Annotated in this window: 15 protein-coding genes; 7 read left to right on the forward strand and 8 right to left on the reverse strand. The window is 73.7% G+C overall.

Annotation, left to right across the window (positions count from 1 at the left end):
• Positions 1–35 precede the first annotated feature (35 nt).
• Both BLT72_RS20070 and BLT72_RS20075 read left to right on the forward strand, forming a co-directional pair.
• Entirely contained in the window at positions 36–770 is a 735-nt protein-coding gene (locus BLT72_RS20070; RefSeq protein ID WP_091415347.1) for a response regulator transcription factor, read from the forward strand.
• A complete protein-coding gene (locus BLT72_RS20075; RefSeq protein ID WP_231930198.1) occupies positions 767–2,350 on the forward strand; it encodes a sensor histidine kinase in 1,584 nt (527 codons plus the stop codon). Before BLT72_RS20070 ends, BLT72_RS20075 begins: the two co-directional genes overlap by 4 nt.
• Before the next feature lie 136 nt (positions 2,351–2,486).
• Here the strand turns inward: BLT72_RS20075 and BLT72_RS20080 are convergent, their stop codons facing one another.
• A complete protein-coding gene (locus BLT72_RS20080; RefSeq protein ID WP_091415350.1) occupies positions 2,487–4,403 on the reverse strand; it encodes an ABC transporter ATP-binding protein in 1,917 nt (638 codons plus the stop codon).
• A 129-nt stretch (positions 4,404–4,532) separates the two neighbouring features.
• Between BLT72_RS20080 and BLT72_RS20085 the strand changes: the two genes are divergently transcribed.
• The 4 genes from BLT72_RS20085 to ligD all read left to right on the forward strand — a co-directional run bounded on the left by BLT72_RS20085 (position 4,533) and on the right by ligD (position 8,881).
• Positions 4,533–5,873 carry a sensor histidine kinase gene (locus tag BLT72_RS20085; RefSeq protein ID WP_091415354.1) on the forward strand — a complete coding sequence of 447 codons (1,341 nt, stop codon included), beginning with the start codon at positions 4,533–4,535 and terminating at the stop codon, positions 5,871–5,873.
• A 55-nt stretch (positions 5,874–5,928) separates the two neighbouring features.
• Positions 5,929–6,573, forward strand: coding sequence for a response regulator transcription factor (locus BLT72_RS20090; protein WP_091415356.1), 645 nt, complete (start codon positions 5,929–5,931; stop codon positions 6,571–6,573).
• An 87-nt stretch (positions 6,574–6,660) separates the two neighbouring features.
• A complete protein-coding gene (locus tag BLT72_RS20095) occupies positions 6,661–7,908 on the forward strand; it encodes a bifunctional glycosyltransferase family 2/GtrA family protein (protein ID WP_091415359.1) in 1,248 nt (415 codons plus the stop codon).
• Positions 7,909–7,930: 22 nt separating this feature from the next.
• On the forward strand, positions 7,931–8,881 hold the full coding sequence (gene ligD / locus BLT72_RS20100) for a non-homologous end-joining DNA ligase (protein WP_091415362.1): 951 nt from the start codon (positions 7,931–7,933) through the stop codon (positions 8,879–8,881).
• Positions 8,882–8,909: 28 nt separating this feature from the next.
• On the opposite strand, the gene BLT72_RS20105 is transcribed toward ligD, so the two are convergent.
• The 5 genes from BLT72_RS20105 to BLT72_RS20125 all read right to left on the reverse strand — a co-directional run bounded on the left by BLT72_RS20105 (position 8,910) and on the right by BLT72_RS20125 (position 13,990).
• The gene (locus tag BLT72_RS20105; protein ID WP_091415364.1) at positions 8,910–10,040 is read right to left on the reverse strand and encodes a PQQ-dependent sugar dehydrogenase; all 1,131 of its coding nucleotides are present in this window, start codon (positions 10,038–10,040) and stop codon (positions 8,910–8,912) included.
• 147 nt (positions 10,041–10,187) lie between these two features.
• Positions 10,188–11,126: an ABC transporter substrate-binding protein gene (locus tag BLT72_RS20110; RefSeq protein ID WP_091415367.1), complete on the reverse strand. Its 939-nt coding sequence runs from the start codon at positions 11,124–11,126 to the stop codon at positions 10,188–10,190.
• Between the two features lie 58 nt (positions 11,127–11,184).
• Positions 11,185–11,871 (reverse strand): ABC transporter permease, encoded by a 687-nt coding sequence (locus BLT72_RS20115; protein ID WP_091415369.1) that lies wholly within the window; start codon positions 11,869–11,871, stop codon positions 11,185–11,187.
• Complete coding sequence (locus BLT72_RS20120; RefSeq protein WP_091415372.1) at positions 11,868–12,515, reverse strand: ABC transporter permease; 648 nt, start codon at positions 12,513–12,515, stop codon at positions 11,868–11,870. The genes BLT72_RS20115 and BLT72_RS20120 overlap by 4 nt, the downstream gene beginning before the upstream one ends.
• Positions 12,512–13,990, reverse strand: coding sequence for an ABC transporter ATP-binding protein (locus tag BLT72_RS20125; protein ID WP_091415375.1), 1,479 nt, complete (start codon positions 13,988–13,990; stop codon positions 12,512–12,514). Before BLT72_RS20125 ends, BLT72_RS20120 begins: the two co-directional genes overlap by 4 nt.
• A gap of 192 nt (positions 13,991–14,182) precedes the next feature.
• Between BLT72_RS20125 and BLT72_RS20130 the strand changes: the two genes are divergently transcribed.
• Complete coding sequence (locus tag BLT72_RS20130; protein WP_091415377.1) at positions 14,183–16,384, forward strand: (Fe-S)-binding protein; 2,202 nt, start codon at positions 14,183–14,185, stop codon at positions 16,382–16,384.
• Positions 16,385–16,608: 224 nt separating this feature from the next.
• Here the strand turns inward: BLT72_RS20130 and dcd are convergent, their stop codons facing one another.
• Both dcd and BLT72_RS20140 read right to left on the reverse strand, forming a co-directional pair.
• Entirely contained in the window at positions 16,609–17,178 is a 570-nt protein-coding gene (gene dcd / locus BLT72_RS20135; protein ID WP_091415380.1) for a dCTP deaminase, read from the reverse strand.
• Between the two features lie 31 nt (positions 17,179–17,209).
• Positions 17,210–18,304, reverse strand: coding sequence for an RDD family protein (locus tag BLT72_RS20140; protein ID WP_091415383.1), 1,095 nt, complete (start codon positions 18,302–18,304; stop codon positions 17,210–17,212).
• Between the last annotated feature and the right edge of the window lie 33 nt (positions 18,305–18,337).

The following is an 18,337-nucleotide window of genomic DNA, read 5'->3' on the forward strand; positions in this document are numbered from 1 at the left end:
AGTCCTGTCCTCAGGATGGGTGCGAACCTTGGGCCATGGTCCGAACCGACGCCGCCAGCGCACCGCTCACCCGTCCCGACGGCACCCCGATCCGGGTGCTGGCCGTCGACGACGAGACGAGCCTGACCGAGCTGCTCTCGATGGCCATGCGCTACGAGGGCTGGCAGGTCACCACGGCCGCCTCGGGCACCGCCGCGGTCAAGGCGGCGCGCGAGACCCGGCCGGACGCGATCGTCCTCGACATGATGCTGCCGGACTTCGACGGCCTCGAGGTGATGCGCCGGATCCGCGCCGAGGACCCCGATGTCCCCGTCATCTTCCTGACGGCCAAGGACGCCGTCGAGGACCGGATCGGCGGCCTGACGGCGGGCGGCGACGACTACGTCACCAAGCCGTTCAGCCTGGAGGAGGTCATCGCCCGGCTGCGCGCCCTGCTGCGCCGCAGCGGGGCGGCCTTCGCCAAGAGCGACTCGACGCTGGTCGTGGGCGACCTGACGCTCGACGAGGACAGCCACGAGGTGACCCGCGGCGGCACCGAGATCCAGCTGACCGCCACCGAGTTCGAGCTGCTGCGCTACCTGATGCGCAACCCCCGCCGGGTGCTGAGCAAGGCCCAGATCCTCGACCGGGTCTGGAACTACGACTTCGGCGGCCAGGCCAACGTCGTCGAGCTCTACATCTCCTACCTGCGCAAGAAGATCGACGTCGACCGGGCGCCGATGATCCACACCATGCGGGGCGCGGGGTACGTGCTGCGCCCGGCGGGGTGAGCACCGCCCCGGGCCTGGAGCCCGCGGTCCTCGGCCCGGCCGGCGAGCCGCCGGCTCCGCTGGGCCGCGGGACGCTCGGACGCCAGCTGGTCATCCGGGTCACCGCCCTGGTGGCCCTGGCCGCCGTGCTGCTGAGTCTCGCCACCGCCCTCGCGACCCGGCAGCTGCTGCTGCAGCAGGTCGACAAGCAGGTCGACGCCGTCTCCGCGGGCCAGCGCGGGGGGTCCCCCTCCGGACGGCCCGGCGACAAGGACGACATCGTCCAGGTCGGCAACCCGCGGGACACCATCATCGCCGCCTTCGGGGCGGACGGCACCGTGCTGGAGAGCCGCATCCTGCGGCGCGGGTACGGGGAGCCGCCGGCCCTGGACGACGCCACCAACGCCAGCCTGGCCGCCCTCCCGGTCACGCGGGACAAGCGCTCGGTCGAGGTCGCCGGCGTCGGGCACTACCGGGTCGCCACGTACGACGTGACCTACCAGCTCACCAACGGCAGCGGCGAGGTGCTGCAGGGCCGGGTGGTGGTCGGCGTGCCGTTGGCCGAGGTCGACCGCCTGCTGGCCCAGATCATCGGCCTGGAGACCGTGCTGAGCCTGCTGGCCGTGCTCGGCGCCCTGGTCGCGGCCCGGGCCGTCGTGCTGCGCAGCCTGCGGCCGCTCAACCGGGTCGCGGCCACCGCGCAGCAGGTCTCCCAGCTGCCGCTGGACCGCGGCGAGGTCGCCCTGGCCGTCCGGGTGCCACCCGCCGACGCGGACCCCACGTCGGAGGTCGGCCGCGTCGGCCAGGCGCTGAACCACATGCTCACCAACGTCGAGGCCGCCCTGGAGGCGCGCCAGGCCAGCGAGACCAAGGTCCGCCGGTTCGTCGCCGACGCGTCGCACGAGCTGCGCAACCCGCTCGCCGCGATCCGCGGGTACGCCGAGCTGACGCGGCGCAGCCGCGGGGAGATGCCCGAGGACGCGGCCTTCGCGATGTCCCGGGTGGAGTCCGAGGCCGAGCGGATGTCGCGGCTGGTCGAGGACCTGCTGCTGCTGGCCCGGCTGGACTCCGGCCCGGCGATCGAGGTCGGGCCCACCGACCTGACCGAGCTGGTGATCAACGCCGTGAGCGACGCGCGCGCCGCCGGGCCCGCGCACTCCTGGCAGCTCGACCTGCCCGCCGAGCCCGTGGTCGCCCTGGGCGACCGGCACCGGCTGCACCAGGTCGTGGTCAACCTGCTGGCCAACGCGCGCACCCACACCCCGCCGGGTACCCGCGTCGAGACCGGCCTGGAGGTCCGCGACGGGCAGGCGGTCGTCACCGTCACCGACGACGGGCCCGGCATCCCCGAGGCGATCCAGCACCACGTCTTCGAGCGGTTCACCCGCGCCGACACCAGCCGGGTCCGCGCGGAGGGAGGCGCCTCGGGCACCAGCACCGGGCTGGGCCTGGCCATCGTCGCGGCGGTCGTCGAGGCTCACCGGGGGCACGTGACGGTGTCCAGCCGGCCCGGCCGGACCACGTTCACGGTGTGGCTGCCGCTGGCCGCCGTGCCGTCGGCGCCGCCGGTCAGCCCGTTCGCCCCGCCGGTCAGCTCCTGACCGCCCCGCCGTCCCGACCGCGACGCCCGGCGACCTGAGCTGTGACCGCACCGCGGCCCGAGCCTGTGACCGCAACGCGGGCTGAGCTTGTCAAAGGCCCTTCAACAAGCTCCGGGCTGAGGGCGCGGGGGCGACCTCAGGGCGTCGGCACGGGCTCGTCCTGCTGCGGCTCCATCGCGCTGGCCCCGCCGGGGCCCGGGGCGAACTGCGTCCGGTAGAGCTCGGCGTAGCGGCCGTCGGCGGCGAGCAGCTCGCCGTGCCGGCCGCGCTCGATGATGCGGCCGTCCTCCAGCACGAGGATCAGGTCGGCCGAGCGGACCGTGGACAGCCGGTGGGCGATCACCAGGGCCGTGCGGCCCTGCAGGGCCTCGCCGAGGGCGGCCGTCACCGCGGCCTCCGAGGTGGAGTCCAGCGACGCCGTCGCCTCGTCCATGATCACCACCCGCGGCTGGGCCAGCAGCAGCCGGGCGATGGTCAGCCGCTGGCGCTCGCCGCCGGAGAGCCGGTAGCCCCGCTCGCCGACGACGGTGTCCAGGCCGGCCGGCAGCTCGGCGACCAGGGTCTCCAGCCGGGACCGGCGCAGCGCCGCCCACAGCTCCTCCTCGGTGGCGTCGGCGTTGGCCAGCAGCAGGTTCCCGCGGATGGAGTCGTGGAAGAGGTGCCCGTCCTGGGTGACCATCCCGAGCGCCTCCCGCAACCCGGCGAAGGTGAGGTCGCGCACGTCCACGCCGCCGATCCGGACCGCGCCGCCATCGACGTCGTAGAGCCGGGCGAGCAGCTGGGCGACCGTCGACTTGCCCGCACCCGAGGAGCCGACCAGGGCCACCATCTGCCCCGGCTCGGCCCGGAAGCTGACGTCGTGCAGGACCTGCACCCCGCCGCGGTTGTCGAGCACGGCGACCTCCTCGAGCGAGGCCAGCGAGACCTTGTCCGCCGTCGGGTAGGCGAAGTCGACGTGGTCGAACTCGACGCCGACGGGGCCGGCCGGGACGACCGTCGCGCCGGGCCGCTCCGTGATCAGGGCCGGCAGGTCGAGGATCTCGAAGACCCGCTCGAAGCTGACGAGCGCGCTCATCACCTCGACCCGGGCGCCGGCCAGGGAGGTGAGCGGGGCGTAGAGGCGGGTGAGCAGCAGCGCCATGGTCACCACCGACCCGGCCTCCAGCGTGCCGCGCAGCGCGAACCAGCCGCCCAGCCCGTAGACCAGCGCCAGCGCCAGGGCGGAGACCAGGGTCAGGGCGGTCACGAAGACCATCTGCAGGTACGCCGAGCTGACGCCGATGTCGCGCACCCGGGTGGCGCGGACGCCGAACTCCGCGGACTCCCGGTCGGGCCGGCTGAACAGCTTGACCAGCGTCGCCCCGGGGGCGGAGAACCGCTCGGTCATCTGCGTGCTCATGGTGGAGTTGTGGTTCGCCGCCTCGAGGCGCATCGCGGCGAGCCGGCGGCCCATCCGCCGCGCCGGCAGCACGAAGACCGGGAGCAGCACCAGGGCCAGCACCGTGATCTGCCAGGACGTCGCGAGCATGACGACGAGCGCGAGGACGACGGCGACGAAGTTGCCGACGACACCCGACAGCGTGTCGGAGAACGCCCGCTGCGCGCCGATGACGTCGTTGTTCAGCCGGCTGACCAGCGCACCCGTCCGGGTCCGGGTGAAGAACGCGATCGGCATCGTCTGCACGTGGTCGAACACGGCGCGGCGGAGGTCGAGGATCAGCGTCTCCCCGATCTGGGCCGACAGCCAGCGCGAGACGAGGCCGACCCCGGCCTCCGCGACGGCGATCCCGGCGATCAGCAGGGCCAGCCGCACCACGACGGCCGGAGCCGACCGGCTGGTGATGGCGTCGATGACCTGACCGGCGAGCAGCGGGGTGGCGACGGCGAGGAAGGCCCCGACGACGCTCAGCAGGACGAAGAAGCCGATCGTGACGCGCTGGGGCCGGGCGAAGGCGGCGACCCGGCGGACCGTGACCCGGGAGAACGGCCGCTTCTCCTGCTGCGCCGACATCGTCCGGTACAGGGTCGACCAGGCGGCGCTCTCCATGCTCATGCTGCCCAACCTAGGCCGCGGCACCGACAGCCCGCCGCCGCCGAGACCGTCGGGGGTGGGGACAACCCCCCACCGGCTCCGTCGGGCAGCCGGATGGGCACGGGAGCCGCGTTCGACGAGCGTGGAGCCATGACCTCCACCGACCTGTCCACCGGCTCCGCGAGCACCGAGGTGCTCGACCTCTACGACGCTCTCCCACCACCGGCCGCACCGGCCCCGACCCGCCAGGATGACCCTGTGACGTCCCTGATGAACGGCGTGGCCCGCAACGGCGCCGTGCTCGTCGGCACCTTCGCGGTCTACGTCGCCGCCTTCGTCGTCTGCACGACCCTGTTCAGCGCCGGGCTCGGGCTGGCCGTCGTCGTCGTCGGGCTGTTCGTGCTGGTGGCGGCCCTCGTCGTCGCCGGCTGGGCCGCCCGGATGAGCCGGGCCCTGCTGGCCGCCGCCGGGCACGAGCTGCCCGCCACCCACTACCCCGCCTCGGCGGCCGGGTTCGGCGGCCGACTGCGGCGGCTCAGCCACGTGCAGTCCTGGCGCGACCTGCTGCACGTGCTGGTCAACTTCCCGCTCAGCACCATCACCTTCTCGATCGGGGTGAGCTGGGCGGCGGGCGGGCTGGGCGGGGTCACCTACTGGTTCTGGAGCCGGTTCCTGCCCGAGGACGACCAGGGCCTGCCGGACCTGCTGGGCTACCCGGGACGGTTCGCCGACCTCACGTTCAACACCGTCGTGGGGGTCCTCCTGCTGGTCAGCACCCCGGCGGTGCTGCGGGGGCTCGTCCAGCTGCACGTCGCCGTGGCCCGGGCCCTGGTGGTAGACGAGGCGGGTGCGCTGCGCCAGCAGGTCGACGAGCTGACCGTGAGCCGCAGCGCCGCCGGCGGGGCCGAGGTGCACACGCTGCGCCGGCTGGAGCGCGACCTGCACGACGGCCCCCAGCAGCGGCTGGTCCGGCTGGGCATGGACATCTCCGCGGCCCAACGGCGCCTCGACGACGACCCGGTGAAGGCCCGCGCGCTGCTCGACGAGGCCCTGCAGCAGTCCCAGGACGCCCTGGCCGAGATCCGCACCCTCTCGCGTGGGATCGCCCCGCCGATCCTCGCCGAGCAGGGCCTGCGGGCGGCCGTCACCGCGCTCGCCGCGCGCGGCAGCGTCCCGACCTCGGTGGACGTCGCCGACGTCCGGCTCTCCGAGGCCGCGCGGAACGCGGCCTACTTCGTGGTCGCCGAGGCCCTCACCAACGTCGAGAAGCACAGCGGCGCGAGCCGGGCGGCCGTCGAGGTGGCGGCGGTCGGCGGGCTCGCCGTCATCGTCGTGAGCGACGACGGCACGGGCGGCGCGGCCCTGGCCAAGGGCCACGGCCTGGCCGGCCTCGCCGACCGGCTGGCGGGGGTCGACGGCACCCTGACCGTCAGCTCCCCCGCCGGCGGCCCCACCCAGCTGACGGCCACGCTGCCCCAGTCCCACCCCTGACACCGCCCGGCGGCTCACCGCGCGCGCAGGGCCCGGCCGTGCCAGGCTGGGCCCCGTGCGCGTGGTGGTGGCCGATGACTCGGTGCTCCTGAGGGAGGGGCTGGTCCGGCTGCTCGAGGAGGCCGGCTGCAGCGTGGTGGCGGCGGTCGGCGACGCCGACGCGTTCCTGGAGGCGACGGCCACCCACCGGCCCGACGTGGCCGTCGTCGACGTCCGGATGCCGCCGGGCATGACCGACGACGGCCTGCGGGCCGCGGTCCGGGCCCGGGCGGCGCAGCCCGGGCTGGCGGTGCTGATGCTGTCGGCCTACATCGAGCTGTCCTACGCCGACGTGCTGCTCTCCGACGGCCGCGGGCGGGTCGGGTACCTGCTCAAGGACCGGGTCACCTCCCTCGACGCCCTGGTCGAGGCGCTCCGGACCCTCACCGCGGGGGGCACCGTCCTCGACCCCGAGGTGGTCGCGCAGCTGCTGGTCGGGCGCCGGACCGACCCGCTGGACGCGCTCACCCCGCGCGAGCGCGACGTCCTGGGGCTGATGGCCGAGGGGCGCAGCAACGCCGCCATCGCCGAGCGGCTGGTGGTCGGCCAGGGCGCGGTGGAGAAGCACATCTCCAACATCTTCGCCAAGATCGGCCTGCCCGACGCCGGGGGCGACAACCGTCGGGTGCTGGCCGTGCTCGCCTGGCTGCAGGCGCGCTGAGCCGGTCGCACCGGGCTCCCGCGCACCCACAGACCGGCCACAGCGGCACCCCACGGCCGCCACAGACGGCGCTCCGAGGGTGGGGGCATGCCGCTCCCGACGCCCCTGCCGACCCCCCCGACCCGCGCCCAGGGCCACCTCTCCCGCACCTCGGCGACCGGCGTCGACGCCGTGCTGGACGTCGTCATCCCGGTCTTCGACGAGGAGACCGACCTCGGTCCCTCGGTGACCCGCCTCGACGCCTTCCTGGCCGAGCACTTCCCCTACACCTACGCCATCACCATCGCGGACAACGCGAGCACCGACGGCACCTGGGCGGAGGCTCTCCGGCTCGCGGAGGCGCTGCCCCGGGTCCGGGCGGTCCACCTGGCCGAGAAGGGCCGGGGCCGGGCGCTCAAGGCGGTCTGGTCCGCCTCCGGCTCCCCCGTGCTCGCCTACATGGACGTGGACCTCTCGACCGACCTGCGGGCGCTGCTGCCCCTGGTCGCGCCGTTGATCTCCGGGCACTCCGACATCGCCATCGGCAGCCGGCTCGCCCGCTCGGCCCGGGTGGTGCGCGGCCCGAAGCGGGAGATCATCTCCCGCAGCTACAACCTGATCCTGCGCGGCGCCCTCGCGGCGTCGTTCTCCGACGCCCAGTGCGGCTTCAAGGCGATCCGCGCCGACGTGGCCGCCGACCTGCTGCCCTGGGTGCAGGACGACGGCTGGTTCTTCGACACCGAGCTGCTGGTGCTGGCGCAGCGCAGCGGTCTGCGGATCCACGAGGTGCCCGTCGACTGGGTCGACGACCCGCACAGCAGCGTGGACATCGTGGCCACCGCCCGCGACGACCTCGCCGGTGTGGCCCGGCTGCTGCGCGGCTTCGGCGGGGGCCGGATCCCCGTCGACCGGCTGCGCCGCGAGCTCGGCCGGGTCGACGTCCCCTCGACGGTGCCCGGCGTCCCCCGCGGCCTGCTCGGTCAGCTGGTCCGCTTCGGCGGCGTCGGGGTGCTCAGCACGCTCGCCTACTTCCTCCTCTACCTCGGTCTGCGCGAGGTGACCGGCGCCCAGACGGCGAACCTCGTCGCGCTGCTGCTCACCGCCGTCGCCAACACCGCGGCCAACCGCCGGCTCACCTTCGGCCTGCGCGGGTCGTCCGGAGCCGTGGCGCACCACCTGGGCGGGATGGCGGCGTTCGGCGTCGGGCTGGCGCTGACCAGCGGCTCGCTGTGGCTGCTGCACCACCTCGGCGACCCCGGCCGCGGCCTCGAGGTGGCGGTCCTGGTGCTGGCGAACGCCGCCGCGACGCTGGTCCGGTTCCTCGCCCTGCGGCAGCTGATGGCGCACCGCCGCTGAGCGGGGACGGTAGCCTCCGTCCATGGCGGCCGAGCGGATCGAGCTGGAGGTCGAGGGCCGGACGGTCTCGATCAGCAACCCGCAGCGGGTCTACTTCTCGGCGCGGGGGGAGACCAAGCTCGACCTCGCGCACTACTACCTGAGCGTCGCGCCCGGCATCGTCAACGCCCTCTACCACCGGCCCTGCATGCTCCACCGGTTCCCGGACGGCGTCGACGGCGAGAAGGTGCACCAGAAGCGGGTGCCCTCCGGCGCCCCGCCGTGGCTGGAGACCGTCCGCGTGCACTTCCCGCGCTACGACCGGCACGCCGACGAGCTCTGCGTCGCGCACCCCGCGGACGTGATCTGGGCGGTGCAGATGTCGACGGTGGAGTTCCACCCCTGGAACTCCCGACGGGACGACACCGAGTCCCCGGACGAGTGGCGGATCGACCTGGACCCGATGCCCGCAGCCACCTACGACGACGTCCGCCGCACCGCGGTCGTGGTGCAGGAGCTGCTGGCCGAGCTCGGCGCCGTGGGGTACCCCAAGACGTCCGGCGGCAAGGGGCTGCACATCTACGTCCGGGTCGTCCCCGAGCACGGCTTCGGCGACGTCCGGCGCGCCGCACTGGCCTTCGCCCGCGAGGTGGAACGGCGCGCCGACGGCCTGGTCGACACCACGTGGTGGCGGAAGGACCGCGACCCCGGATCGATCTTCGTCGACTACAACCAGAACGCCCGGGACCACACCATCGCCTCGGCCTACTCGGTGCGCGGCACCCCGGAGGGTCGCGTCTCGGCGCCGGTGCGCTGGGACGAGATCGCCGATGCCGAGCCGGGCGACTTCACCCTGGCGACGATGCCGGGCCGCTTCGCCACGCTCGGCGACCTGCACGCCGACATCGACGCGCACCCCTACCGGCTGGACACGCTGCTGGAGTGGGCCGACCGCGACGAGCGCGCCGGCGCCGAGGCCCCGCCCGAGGAGTGACCCGCCGGGCGGGGCTCGGGGCGCGCGCTCAGCTTGGGGTGACCCGGATGATCCGGTCCTTCCCGCCGCCGTTCGACGTGGTCAGGTAGAGCAGCCCGTCCGGCCCCTGCTGCAGGGTGCGGATCCGGCCGAAGCGGTCGGCGCCCGGCATCGTCCGGGTGCTGGTGACCTTCCCGGCCTTGTCGAGGAAGAGCAGCCGGACGTCCTGCCCCTTGAGCTCGGCGACGGCGAGGGCCCCGTTCCAGGTCTCCCAGCGCTTCCCGCTGAGGAACGTGAGCCCGCTGGTGGCGACGGTCGGGTTGCCCGACCTCCACACGGCGCTCACGGCCTTCGGGTACTTCTGGCGGTCGGTCATCGGCACCGCCTCGTTGTAGCCAGGTACCGGGTTCCAGCCGTAGTTGGCGCCCTTGCGGACCAGGTTGACCTCGTCGTCGCGGTCGGAGCCGTGCTCGGCCGTGAAGAGCTGGCCGGTGGCGGGCCGCACGGCGAGCCCCTGGACGTTGCGGTGGCCGTAGTTCCAGACGTAGCGCGCGTTGCCGCCGGAGGAGTAGAAGGGGTTCGTCTTGGGGATGGTCCCGCTGGAGTAGACGCGGAGCACCTTGCCACCGAGCGAGGACTTCTTCTGCGGGTTGGTGCCGACGGCGGCGTCACCGGTGCCGATGTAGAGCACGCCCTTGGGGCTGAAGCGCAGCCGGCAGCCGGTGTGCCGGCCGCTGGTCAGGGGGATGCCCGTGACCAGCGGCTTGCCGACGGCGACGGCCCTGGTGTCGGAGGTGAGCCGCCAGCGCAGCACGCGGACGTCCTTCGCGCTGGCACTGGTCGAACAGGTGTAGAAGAGCTTGTTGCTGGCCGCCTTCGGGTCGGCCACCATCCCCAGCAGGCCGCCCTCGCTGTTGACGTAGGGCTTCGGCAGCGGGAACGAGACCTTCCGCGCCGCAGCGCTGCCGCGCTTGCTGAACAGGCTGCCGTCGCGCTCGTCGAACAGCATCACGGGTCCCACCCAGGTGATGTCCCAGGGGATCGTCAGCCCCTGGACGACCGTCGTGTACTTCAGGGTCGGCGCCGCCTCCGCGACGTCCGTCGGTCCGGCGACCAGGAACGAGGCGCCGAGCGCCCCGGTCAACCCGGCTGCAGCCGTCCAGCTCTTCCAGCGCGACATCGCGCCACCTCCTCGCCTCGGCCCCGAGCACGGCCAGCGTACGTGGCTCTCCCGGTCCCCGGGCCGGGACGGGCGAGGCAGGGCCGCGACGCAGCGCAGCCCGGAGCCGTGACGGCTCCGGGCTGCGCCGGGGGTCGTGCGGCAGGGTCAGACGAGACCCTTGCTCGTCAGCCACTCCTTCGCCACGTCGTCGGCGTCGGACTTGTCGACGTCGACCTTCTTGTTGAGCGCCGTCAGCTCCTCGGTGGTGAGGGCCTGCTGCACGGCGTCGACGGCGCCCGTCACCGCGGTGTTGGAGGCGACCTCGGCCCGGTACAGCGGGACGACGTTCTGCGGCAGGATCATCGCCTGCGGGTCCTCGAGGACGACGTAGCCGTTGTCGGGGATGACCGACTCGGTGCTGAAGAACTCGCCGATCTGGATCTTGCCGTCGTTGAGGTCACGGGCGCGGACCGCACCGGAGTCGTAGGGCTTGAACTGCTTGAGCTTCGCGCCGTAGACCTGCTCGAGGCCCTCCGGCCCGTAGGCGCGGGTCGCCAGCTCCGACGGCCCGCCCAGCACGGCGTCCCCGGCGACCTTCTTCAGGTCGGCGAGGGACTTCACGCCGTTGGCGTCGGAGTACTCCTTCGTCACCACGTAGACGTCCTGGTCGACCGCGGCCGACGGGGTTCCCAGCTTGAAGTCGGCCGGGAGGGCCTCGGGCAGCGCCTGCTCGACCTCCTCGGCGGTGGTCGCCGCGGCCTTCTTGTCGTAGTTCAGCAGCAGGTTGCCCGTGTACTCCGGGACGATCGAGATCGAGCCGTCCTCGAGCGCCTTGAGGTACACCTCGCGCGAGCCGATGTTGAGCTTGGTCGAGGCCTCGACGCCCTTGGCGGAGATGGCCTGGGCGTACAGCTCGGCGACGATCGTCGACTCGGTGAAGGCCGCGGAGCCGACGACCACGGCCTCGCTGCCCCCGCTGGCGGCCGAGGAGGCCGCGCTGGACGGGGCGGCGAGCGGGTCGGCGCCACCGCCTCCGCCGCACGCGGCGAGCAGGAGGGAGGCCAGGCTGACGCCGGCCACGGCCAGGTTTCTTCTGAGGTTCATGGTCACTCCGTCTCGGCGGGCGATTCCCGACTGGTGCACAAGGTTATGCGGTCTGACGTTAGGCAGGGGCGACCGCGGCCGCAGCCGCCGTCTTGCTGCGCGGACGGGCGCGGCGCGCCGCTCCCCAGCCCGCGAGCCCGAGGAGCAGGTCGAGCAGGATCGCCAGCACGGCGATGAGGATGGCCCCGGCGAACATCTGCGGGTAGTCGCTCTGGGCCTGGCCGCTGGTCAGCAGCTGGCCCAGACCCCCGCCGGACGCGAACGCGGCGACGGTCGCCGTGGCGACCACCTGCAGCGTCGCGCTGCGCAGGCCGGAGACGACGAGCGGCAGCGCGAGCGGCCACTCGACCTGGGACACGATCTGCCGCTCCGTCATGCCCAGCGCCCGACCGGCGTGCACGGCCCCGCGGTCGGCGCCGCCGATGCCGGCCGCCGTGGCGGTGAGGATGGCCGGCAGGGCGAGGATCGCCAGCACGACGACGATGTTGCCGACGCCGGTGCCCAGCAGCATCACGGCGAGGAACAGCAGGCCGAGCGACGGGATGGCGCGGGCGGCGTTGCTGAGCCCGATGACCAGGAACGAGCCGCGGCCGGTGTGCCCGATGAGGATGCCGAGCGGGATGGCGACGAGGGCAGCCAGCACCACGCCGGCTGCGGTGTAGAGGAGGTGCTGGAGCAGCAGGTCGACGATCTTGCCGCTGCCCGACCAGTTGGCCCCGTCCAGCAGGTAGCTGAAGACGTTCACGCGCGCCGTCCCCTCGCCCAGGGCAGGGTGCCTCGTTGGATGAGCAGGATGATCGCGTCGGCCAGCAGCGCGAGGGCCACCGTCAGGACCAGGCCGACGATCAGCGGGGTGTAGAAGATGCTGTTGTAGCCGCGGAGGAACAGCTGGCCGAGGCCGCCGCTGGCGACCAGGACCGCGACCGTGACGAGCGCGATGTTCGAGACGGTGACCACCCGCAGCCCGGCGAAGACCACCGGCATCGCCAGCGGCAGCTCCACCCGCAGCAGCCGGCCCCAGCGGCTGAAGCCGACCGCCGAGGCGGACTGCTTGACGTCCCACGGCACGGAGCGGAGGCCGTCGACGACGCTGCGGACCAGCAGGGCCACCGAGTAGATGGTGAGGGCGACCGCGACGTTGACGGGGTCGAGGATCCGGGTGCCCAGCAGCACGGGCAGCGCGACGAAGAGGGCCAGCGACGGGATCGAGTAGATGACGCCCAGCACGGCGAGGATCGGGTTGGCGCCCTTGCCGGTGCGGTGGACGAGGTAGCCGAGGGGCAGGGCGATCACCAGGGCGGCCAGCACCGGCAGCACCGCGAGCACCACGTGCTGCCCGAGGAACGAGGCGATGTCGGGCAGGTTGTTCTGGATCCAGCCCCAGTTCATCGCCGGACGTCCGTGTCGTCGGGCTGCACCGCGCGGGACTCCTCGGTGACCAGGTCGCTCTCGTGCTGGTAGAGGTCCGCGGCCCGGCGGTCGGCGCCCTGGTCGTCGGGGCCCTGCTCGGCGGCGCCGTGCTCGTGCTCGTCCGGGCCACGGTCGTCGGCGGGCGGCTGGTCGTCGGCCTCCCCGCCGAACGTCTCGGCGTCGACGTCCTGCCCGCTCTCGTCGCCCAGCTCGGCGGTGGCCGCGTGCTCGTCCTCCGGGGCCAGGGCCGTCGACCCGCCCGCGCTGGTGGACCAGCCGCGGTGGTCGTGGCCGGGCCCCACGTCGTCCGTCGGGTCGGGGGCCGTCGGCTCGGGATCCGGCCCGGGGGCCACCGGCTGGCGCGGCCCCTCCTGCACGGTGACCGACTCGGCGTGGTGCACCCGGGCCTGCTGCACGCCGGCGAGGATCGTCGCGGTCGAGACGACGCCGGCGTAGCGCCCGCTGCCGGGGACGACGCCGACGGCCAGGCCGACCGGGGAGGTGAGCACCGCGTCGAGGGCGTTGCGCAGGGTGCCGCCCTCCACGTCGAAGGTCGCCCCGAGCGGCGTGGCGCGGCCCGGCTGGCCGGGCAGCACCCAGCCGACCGGGCGGGCGTCGCCGTCGACGACCAGGGTGACGCCGTCGGGGGCGGCGGCGGCGACGTCGCGGACCACCGGGACGCCCTCCAGGGTCAGCGCCGAGGCGGGCTGGAAGGACAGGGCGCGGTAGCCGCGGTCCCGCCCCACGAAGCCCTCGACGAAGGCGTCGGCCGGCTCGTCGAGCAGCTGCTGCGGGGTGCCCACCTGCGCGAGGTGGCCGCCGACCCGCATGACGGCCACCTGGTCGCCCAGCTTCATGGCCTCGTCGATGTCGTGGGTGATGAGGATGATCGTCTTGCTGATCCGGCGCTGGAGGTCCAGGAAGAACTCGTGCAGCTCGCCGCGGACGACCGGGTCGACGGCGGAGAAGGGCTCGTCCATCAACATCACGAGCGGGTCGGCCGCGAGCGCGCGGGCCACCCCGACGCGCTGCTGCTGGCCGCCCGAGAGCTGGGCCGGGTAGCGGTCCGCGAGCTTGCGGTCCAGGCCCACGTTCTCCAGGAGCTCCAGCGAGCGCTTCTGGGTCTTGGTCTTGGACCAGCCGAGCAGGCCGGGGACCGTGCCGATGTTGTCGACGACGGTGCGGTGCGGGAACAGCCCCCCGCTCTGGATCACGTACCCCATCTGGCGGCGGAGCGCGGTCTTGCGCTTGGACCGCAGCGGGGTCCCGTCCCAGGTGATCCGCCCCGAGGAGGGCTCGATCATCCGGTTGACCATCCGCAGGGTGGTCGTCTTGCCGCAGCCCGACGGGCCGACGATCGTGGTGATCTGGCCGGAGGGCACCTGGAGGCTGAGGTCCACGACCGCGGCCGTGCCGTCCCGGAAGGTCTTGCCGACTGACTCGAACTCGATCATGCCCCACCCACTGCCTCTCGCCACCTCGTCGGTAGGTCGGCTCCGACCCTAACCGGCACCTCTGACAATCGCGCCGCACGCGACCGGCGTGGCTCCCGACCCGTCGGGAAGGGCGCCGACGGCCGCCAGGTCCTGTCGGTGGGCTCCACTAGGTTGGGCACCCCGGCTCGCGGAGGAGATGAGGAGAGGCTGATGACGGTCGTCGCCGTGGTGCTCGCCCTGGCCGTGTCGGTGGTGGGCGTGGTCCTCTTCGCCCGGGCCGTCGCCTCGATCGTCGGGGTGGTCCGGCTCGGCCGGCCGGTCACCGGGCGTCGGGACGCCCCGGCGGAGCGCTGGCGGCACATGCTGACCGAGACGCTGGGCCACACCCGGATGCTGCAGTGGAGCGCCGTGGGGGTGGCCCACTGGTTCGTCTTCGTCGCCTTCGGAGCCCTGTTCTTCACCCTCGTCACGGCCTACGGCCAGCTGTTCGACCCCCGCTTCGCCCTGCCGCTGATCGGGCACTGGGTGGTCTACGAGTGGGCCAGCGAGGTCATCGCCTGGGCCGGCCTGCTGGGCATCGGGTACCTGATCGCCGTCCGGGCCCGCTCCCGGCGGCTCGGCCGGGCGTCACGGTTCTTCGGCTCGACCGGCTGGCAGGGCGTCTACGTCGAGCTCACGATCCTGGGGATCGTCGTCTGCGTGCTGGCGCTGCGTGCGCTCGAGTTCCAGCTGCTGGGTGCGGAGACGAGCCGCTGGCACTTCCCGCTGACCTGGTTCCTGCTGCCGGCCGGGCTCCCGGCGGCCGGGGTCGCGACCGCCGTCGTCCTCGTCGCCGCGCTCAAGATCGTCATCTCGATGGCCTGGTTCGTCACCATCGGGCTGAACACCACGATGGGCGTCGCCTGGCACCGGTTCACCGCCTGGCCCAACATCTGGTTCAAGCGGCGGGCCGACGGCCGCCCGTCGCTGGGCGCACTGGCCCCCGTCGTCGTCGACGGCGAGCCCCTCGACTTCGCCGAGATCGAGGACCTCGACGAGGACGCGAGCCTCGGCGTCGGCAAGGTCGAGGACTTCACCTGGAAGGGCCTGCTCGACTTCACCTCGTGCACCGAGTGCGGCCGCTGCCAGTCGCAGTGCCCGGCCTGGCACACCGGCAAGCCGCTCTCCCCCAAGCTGGTGATCACCGCCCTGCGCGACCACGCCTACGCCAAGGCCCCCTACCTGCAGGCGGCGGAGGAGGCCCGGGCGTCGCTGCCCGCCGCCGTGCTCGCCGAGGCCGAGCGCCCGCTCGTCGGCCCCATCCAGGTCAGCGACGGCGTGGCCGGGGTGATCGACCCGGACGTGCTGTGGTCCTGCACCAGCTGCGGCGCCTGCGTGCAGCAGTGCCCCGTCGACATCGAGCACGTGGACCACATCCTCGACCTGCGGCGCCACCAGGTGCTGATGGACGCGGAGTTCCCGAAGGAGCTCAACGGCCTGTTCAAGGGCCTGGAGGGCAAGGGCAACCCCTGGAACATGAGCCCGCGCGGTCGGATGGACTGGGCGGGGGACCTGCCGTTCCCCGTGCCGGTGGTCGGCGAGGACGTGGACGACCTGACCGAGGTCGAGTACCTGTTCTGGGTCGGCTGCGCCGGGGCCTACGAGGACCGCGCGAAGAAGACGACCCGGGCCGTGGCCGAGCTGCTGCACACGGCGGGCGTGTCCTTCGCGGTGCTCGGCAACGGCGAGACCTGCACCGGGGACCCCGCGCGCCGCGCCGGGAACGAGTTCGTCTTCCAGCAGCTGGCCCTGGAGAACGTCGAGACCCTCACCGAGGCGCGGGCGACCAAGATCGTGACCAGCTGCGCGCACTGCCTGAACACGCTGAAGAACGAGTACCCCGAGCTGGGCGTCTCGGCCGAGGTCGTGCACCACACCCAGCTGCTCAACCGGCTGGTCCGCGACGGTCGGCTGACGCCCGTCGCCCCGCCGGCCGGGTCGGTGGGCGGCCGCACGATCACCTACCACGACCCCTGCTACCTGGGCCGGCACAACCAGGTCTACGACCCGCCGCGCGACCTGCTCGGCTCCATCCCGGGCGCCACCGTCGCGGAGATGCCGCGGCACGGCTCCCGCTCCTTCTGCTGCGGCGCCGGCGGTGCCCGGATGTGGATGGAGGAGAAGATCGGCACCCGGATCAACGTCGACCGCACCCAGGAGGCGGTCGCCACGCTGCAGACGGCCGGTGCGGGCACGGGTCCGGCGGCGATCGCCACCGGGTGCCCGTTCTGCCGCGTGATGCTGTCCGACGGGTTGACCGCCCAGCAGTCCGAGGGCCGGGCCCCGGAGTCGGTCGAGGTCCTCGACGTCGCCCAGCTGCTGCTGGAGTCGGTGCGCCGCGAGGCCGAGCCCTCGGCGGGTGCCGGGCGCTGAGTCCGTCCGGCCGGGGCGCGGCGCCGTCGGGCCGCGGGCTGAGTCCGCCGGGCAGGCGCTGAGTCCGCCGGGCCCAGCACCCCGGATGCCCTCCTCGGCTGCGCCGAGGTCTGCCCGCCACTTCACACCCCTGCGGTGGTCGGCGCACCCTCGGCACGGGGTGTGAAGTGCACCGCAGGGGTGTGAAGTGGGGGACCCCCGAGGGCCGGGGGGTGCGGCGGCCGTCAGAAGCGCTGGAAGTTCAGGTGGGAGCGGCTGGGCGTCGGGCCGCGCTGGTTCTGGTAGCGGGAGCCGTACTCGGACGAGCCGTAGGGCAGCTCGGCGGGCGAGGTGAGCCGGAAGAAGCAGAACTGGCCGATCTTCATGCCCGGCCAGAGCTTGATCGGCAGGGTCGCGACGTTGGAGAGCTCCAGCGTCACGTGGCCGCTGAAGCCCGGGTCGATGAAGCCGGCGGTGGCGTGGGTGAGCAGGCCCAGCCGGCCGAGGGAGGACTTGCCCTCCACCCGGGCGGCGACGTCGTCGGGCAGGGTCACCACCTCGAAGACCGACCCGAGGGCGAACTCACCGGGGTGCAGGATGAACGGCTCCCCCGGCTCCGGCTCGACGGCCCGGGTGAGCTCCGGCTGCTCCTCCGCCGGGTCGATGTGCGGGTAGCGGTGGTTCTCGAAGACGCGGAAGTAGCGGTCCAGCCGCACGTCGATGCTGGACGGCTGGACCAGGGCGGGGTCGTAGGGGTCGAGGCCGATGCGGCCCGCGGCGACCTCGGCCCGGATGTCGCGGTCGGAGAGCAGCATGGCCGCGACCCTACCGGGACCGGCCCGGGGCTCAGTCCTGCCGCAGGGTCAGCCAGTGGTCGCCCATGGAGACGACCGAGCCCTCCGTGACGTGCACGCGCTGCTCGGGGGTGCACGCTGTGGTCTCGCCCTCGGGCGTGGTGACGGTCGAGCCGTTCGTCGAGCCGCGGTCCACCACGACGACGCCGCCGTCGTCGAGGTCGAGGGCCAGGTGCGACTTCGACACGGTGCGGGTCTCGTCCGCCAGCTTCACCAGCTCGGCGGTCTCCTCGCCCGGCCGGGGCTGCGGGTTGCGGCCCAGCAGCACCAGGCCGCCGACCGGCACCTCGCGGCCGTCGTCGAGGATCGCCGTCCAGCGGCGCACCGGGGTGGGCGTGGGGGGACGGCGGCGAGCCGGCGGGTCGATCCGCTCCGTGCGCTCCCCGGGCTCCTCAACGCCGGGCACCGGGCCGGCGGCGACGGCTCGGGCCGCGACCGGCGCCATCCCCACCTCGGCGCCACTGGGCGCCATCGGGAGGGCGGTCGCGGGCACGTTGCCGGCCACCGGGTCGACGCCCGGGCTGCCCGAGGGCGGGGTGAGCGGCCGGGGACCGGCCTCCGCCCCAGCCGGCGGCGCGGACGGCGGCGTCGCGGAGGACGCACCGGCCGGCCGACCGTTCCGCGGGGCGAGCATCCGCTCCCGGATCACCACCGAGTCGGCAGCCTGGTCGTGCCAGCCCTGGTAGCGCGGCTGCCGGAGCAGGAAGTACAGCATCAGGAGCAGCCCCAGGCCGGTGGCGCTCAGCAGGCCGAGCACCAGGGCGCGGACGGCGAACCGCCCCCAGCCCAGGGGCCGGCCGTCACTGAACCCCACCAGCTGCAGCTTCAGCAGGCGCATGCCGGGTCCGGCGGCGCGGGTGGCGAACATCCACCACACCACCAGCGCCCAGACCACCAGCAGCACCAGGGCGACGACGTCGAGCGCCTGGAGGCCGGGCTCGCCGGTGCCCAGGACCACGGCGAGGAGGACGGCGGGGACGATCCCGTCGATCAGGTGCGCCACGAGCCGTCGGCCGAGCGGTCCCACCGCCACGCCGGGTGGCAGGCCGGTGAACCGGTCCGGCTTCGCCGCCGTCTGGGATGCCATGCTCGGTGCTCCTTCGGTGGTCGGTCTGCGCCT

The organism is Friedmanniella luteola (assembly GCF_900105065.1).
GTDB lineage: Bacteria > Actinomycetota > Actinomycetes > Propionibacteriales > Propionibacteriaceae > Microlunatus > Microlunatus luteolus.

Excerpts from the sequence above, each read along its gene's own strand:
- BLT72_RS20080 (WP_091415350.1), bottom strand. The coding sequence starts at position 4,403 with ATGAGCATGGAGAGCGCCGCCTGGTCGACCCTGTACCGGACGATGTCG.
- BLT72_RS20105 (WP_091415364.1), bottom strand. The coding sequence starts at position 10,040 with ATGTCGCGCTGGAAGAGCTGGACGGCTGCAGCCGGGTTGACCGGGGCG.
- BLT72_RS20125 (WP_091415375.1), bottom strand. The coding sequence starts at position 13,990 with ATGATCGAGTTCGAGTCAGTCGGCAAGACCTTCCGGGACGGCACGGCC.
- ligD (WP_091415362.1), top strand. The coding sequence starts at position 7,931 with ATGGCGGCCGAGCGGATCGAGCTGGAGGTCGAGGGCCGGACGGTCTCG.
- BLT72_RS20130 (WP_091415377.1), top strand. The coding sequence starts at position 14,183 with ATGACGGTCGTCGCCGTGGTGCTCGCCCTGGCCGTGTCGGTGGTGGGC.
- BLT72_RS20095 (WP_091415359.1), top strand. The coding sequence starts at position 6,661 with ATGCCGCTCCCGACGCCCCTGCCGACCCCCCCGACCCGCGCCCAGGGC.
- BLT72_RS20120 (WP_091415372.1), bottom strand. The coding sequence starts at position 12,515 with ATGAACTGGGGCTGGATCCAGAACAACCTGCCCGACATCGCCTCGTTC.
- BLT72_RS20085 (WP_091415354.1), top strand. The coding sequence starts at position 4,533 with ATGACCTCCACCGACCTGTCCACCGGCTCCGCGAGCACCGAGGTGCTC.
- BLT72_RS20070 (WP_091415347.1), top strand. The coding sequence starts at position 36 with ATGGTCCGAACCGACGCCGCCAGCGCACCGCTCACCCGTCCCGACGGC.
- BLT72_RS20140 (WP_091415383.1), bottom strand. The coding sequence starts at position 18,304 with ATGGCATCCCAGACGGCGGCGAAGCCGGACCGGTTCACCGGCCTGCCA.
- dcd (WP_091415380.1), bottom strand. The coding sequence starts at position 17,178 with ATGCTGCTCTCCGACCGCGACATCCGGGCCGAGGTCGCCGCGGGCCGC.
- BLT72_RS20110 (WP_091415367.1), bottom strand. The coding sequence starts at position 11,126 with ATGAACCTCAGAAGAAACCTGGCCGTGGCCGGCGTCAGCCTGGCCTCC.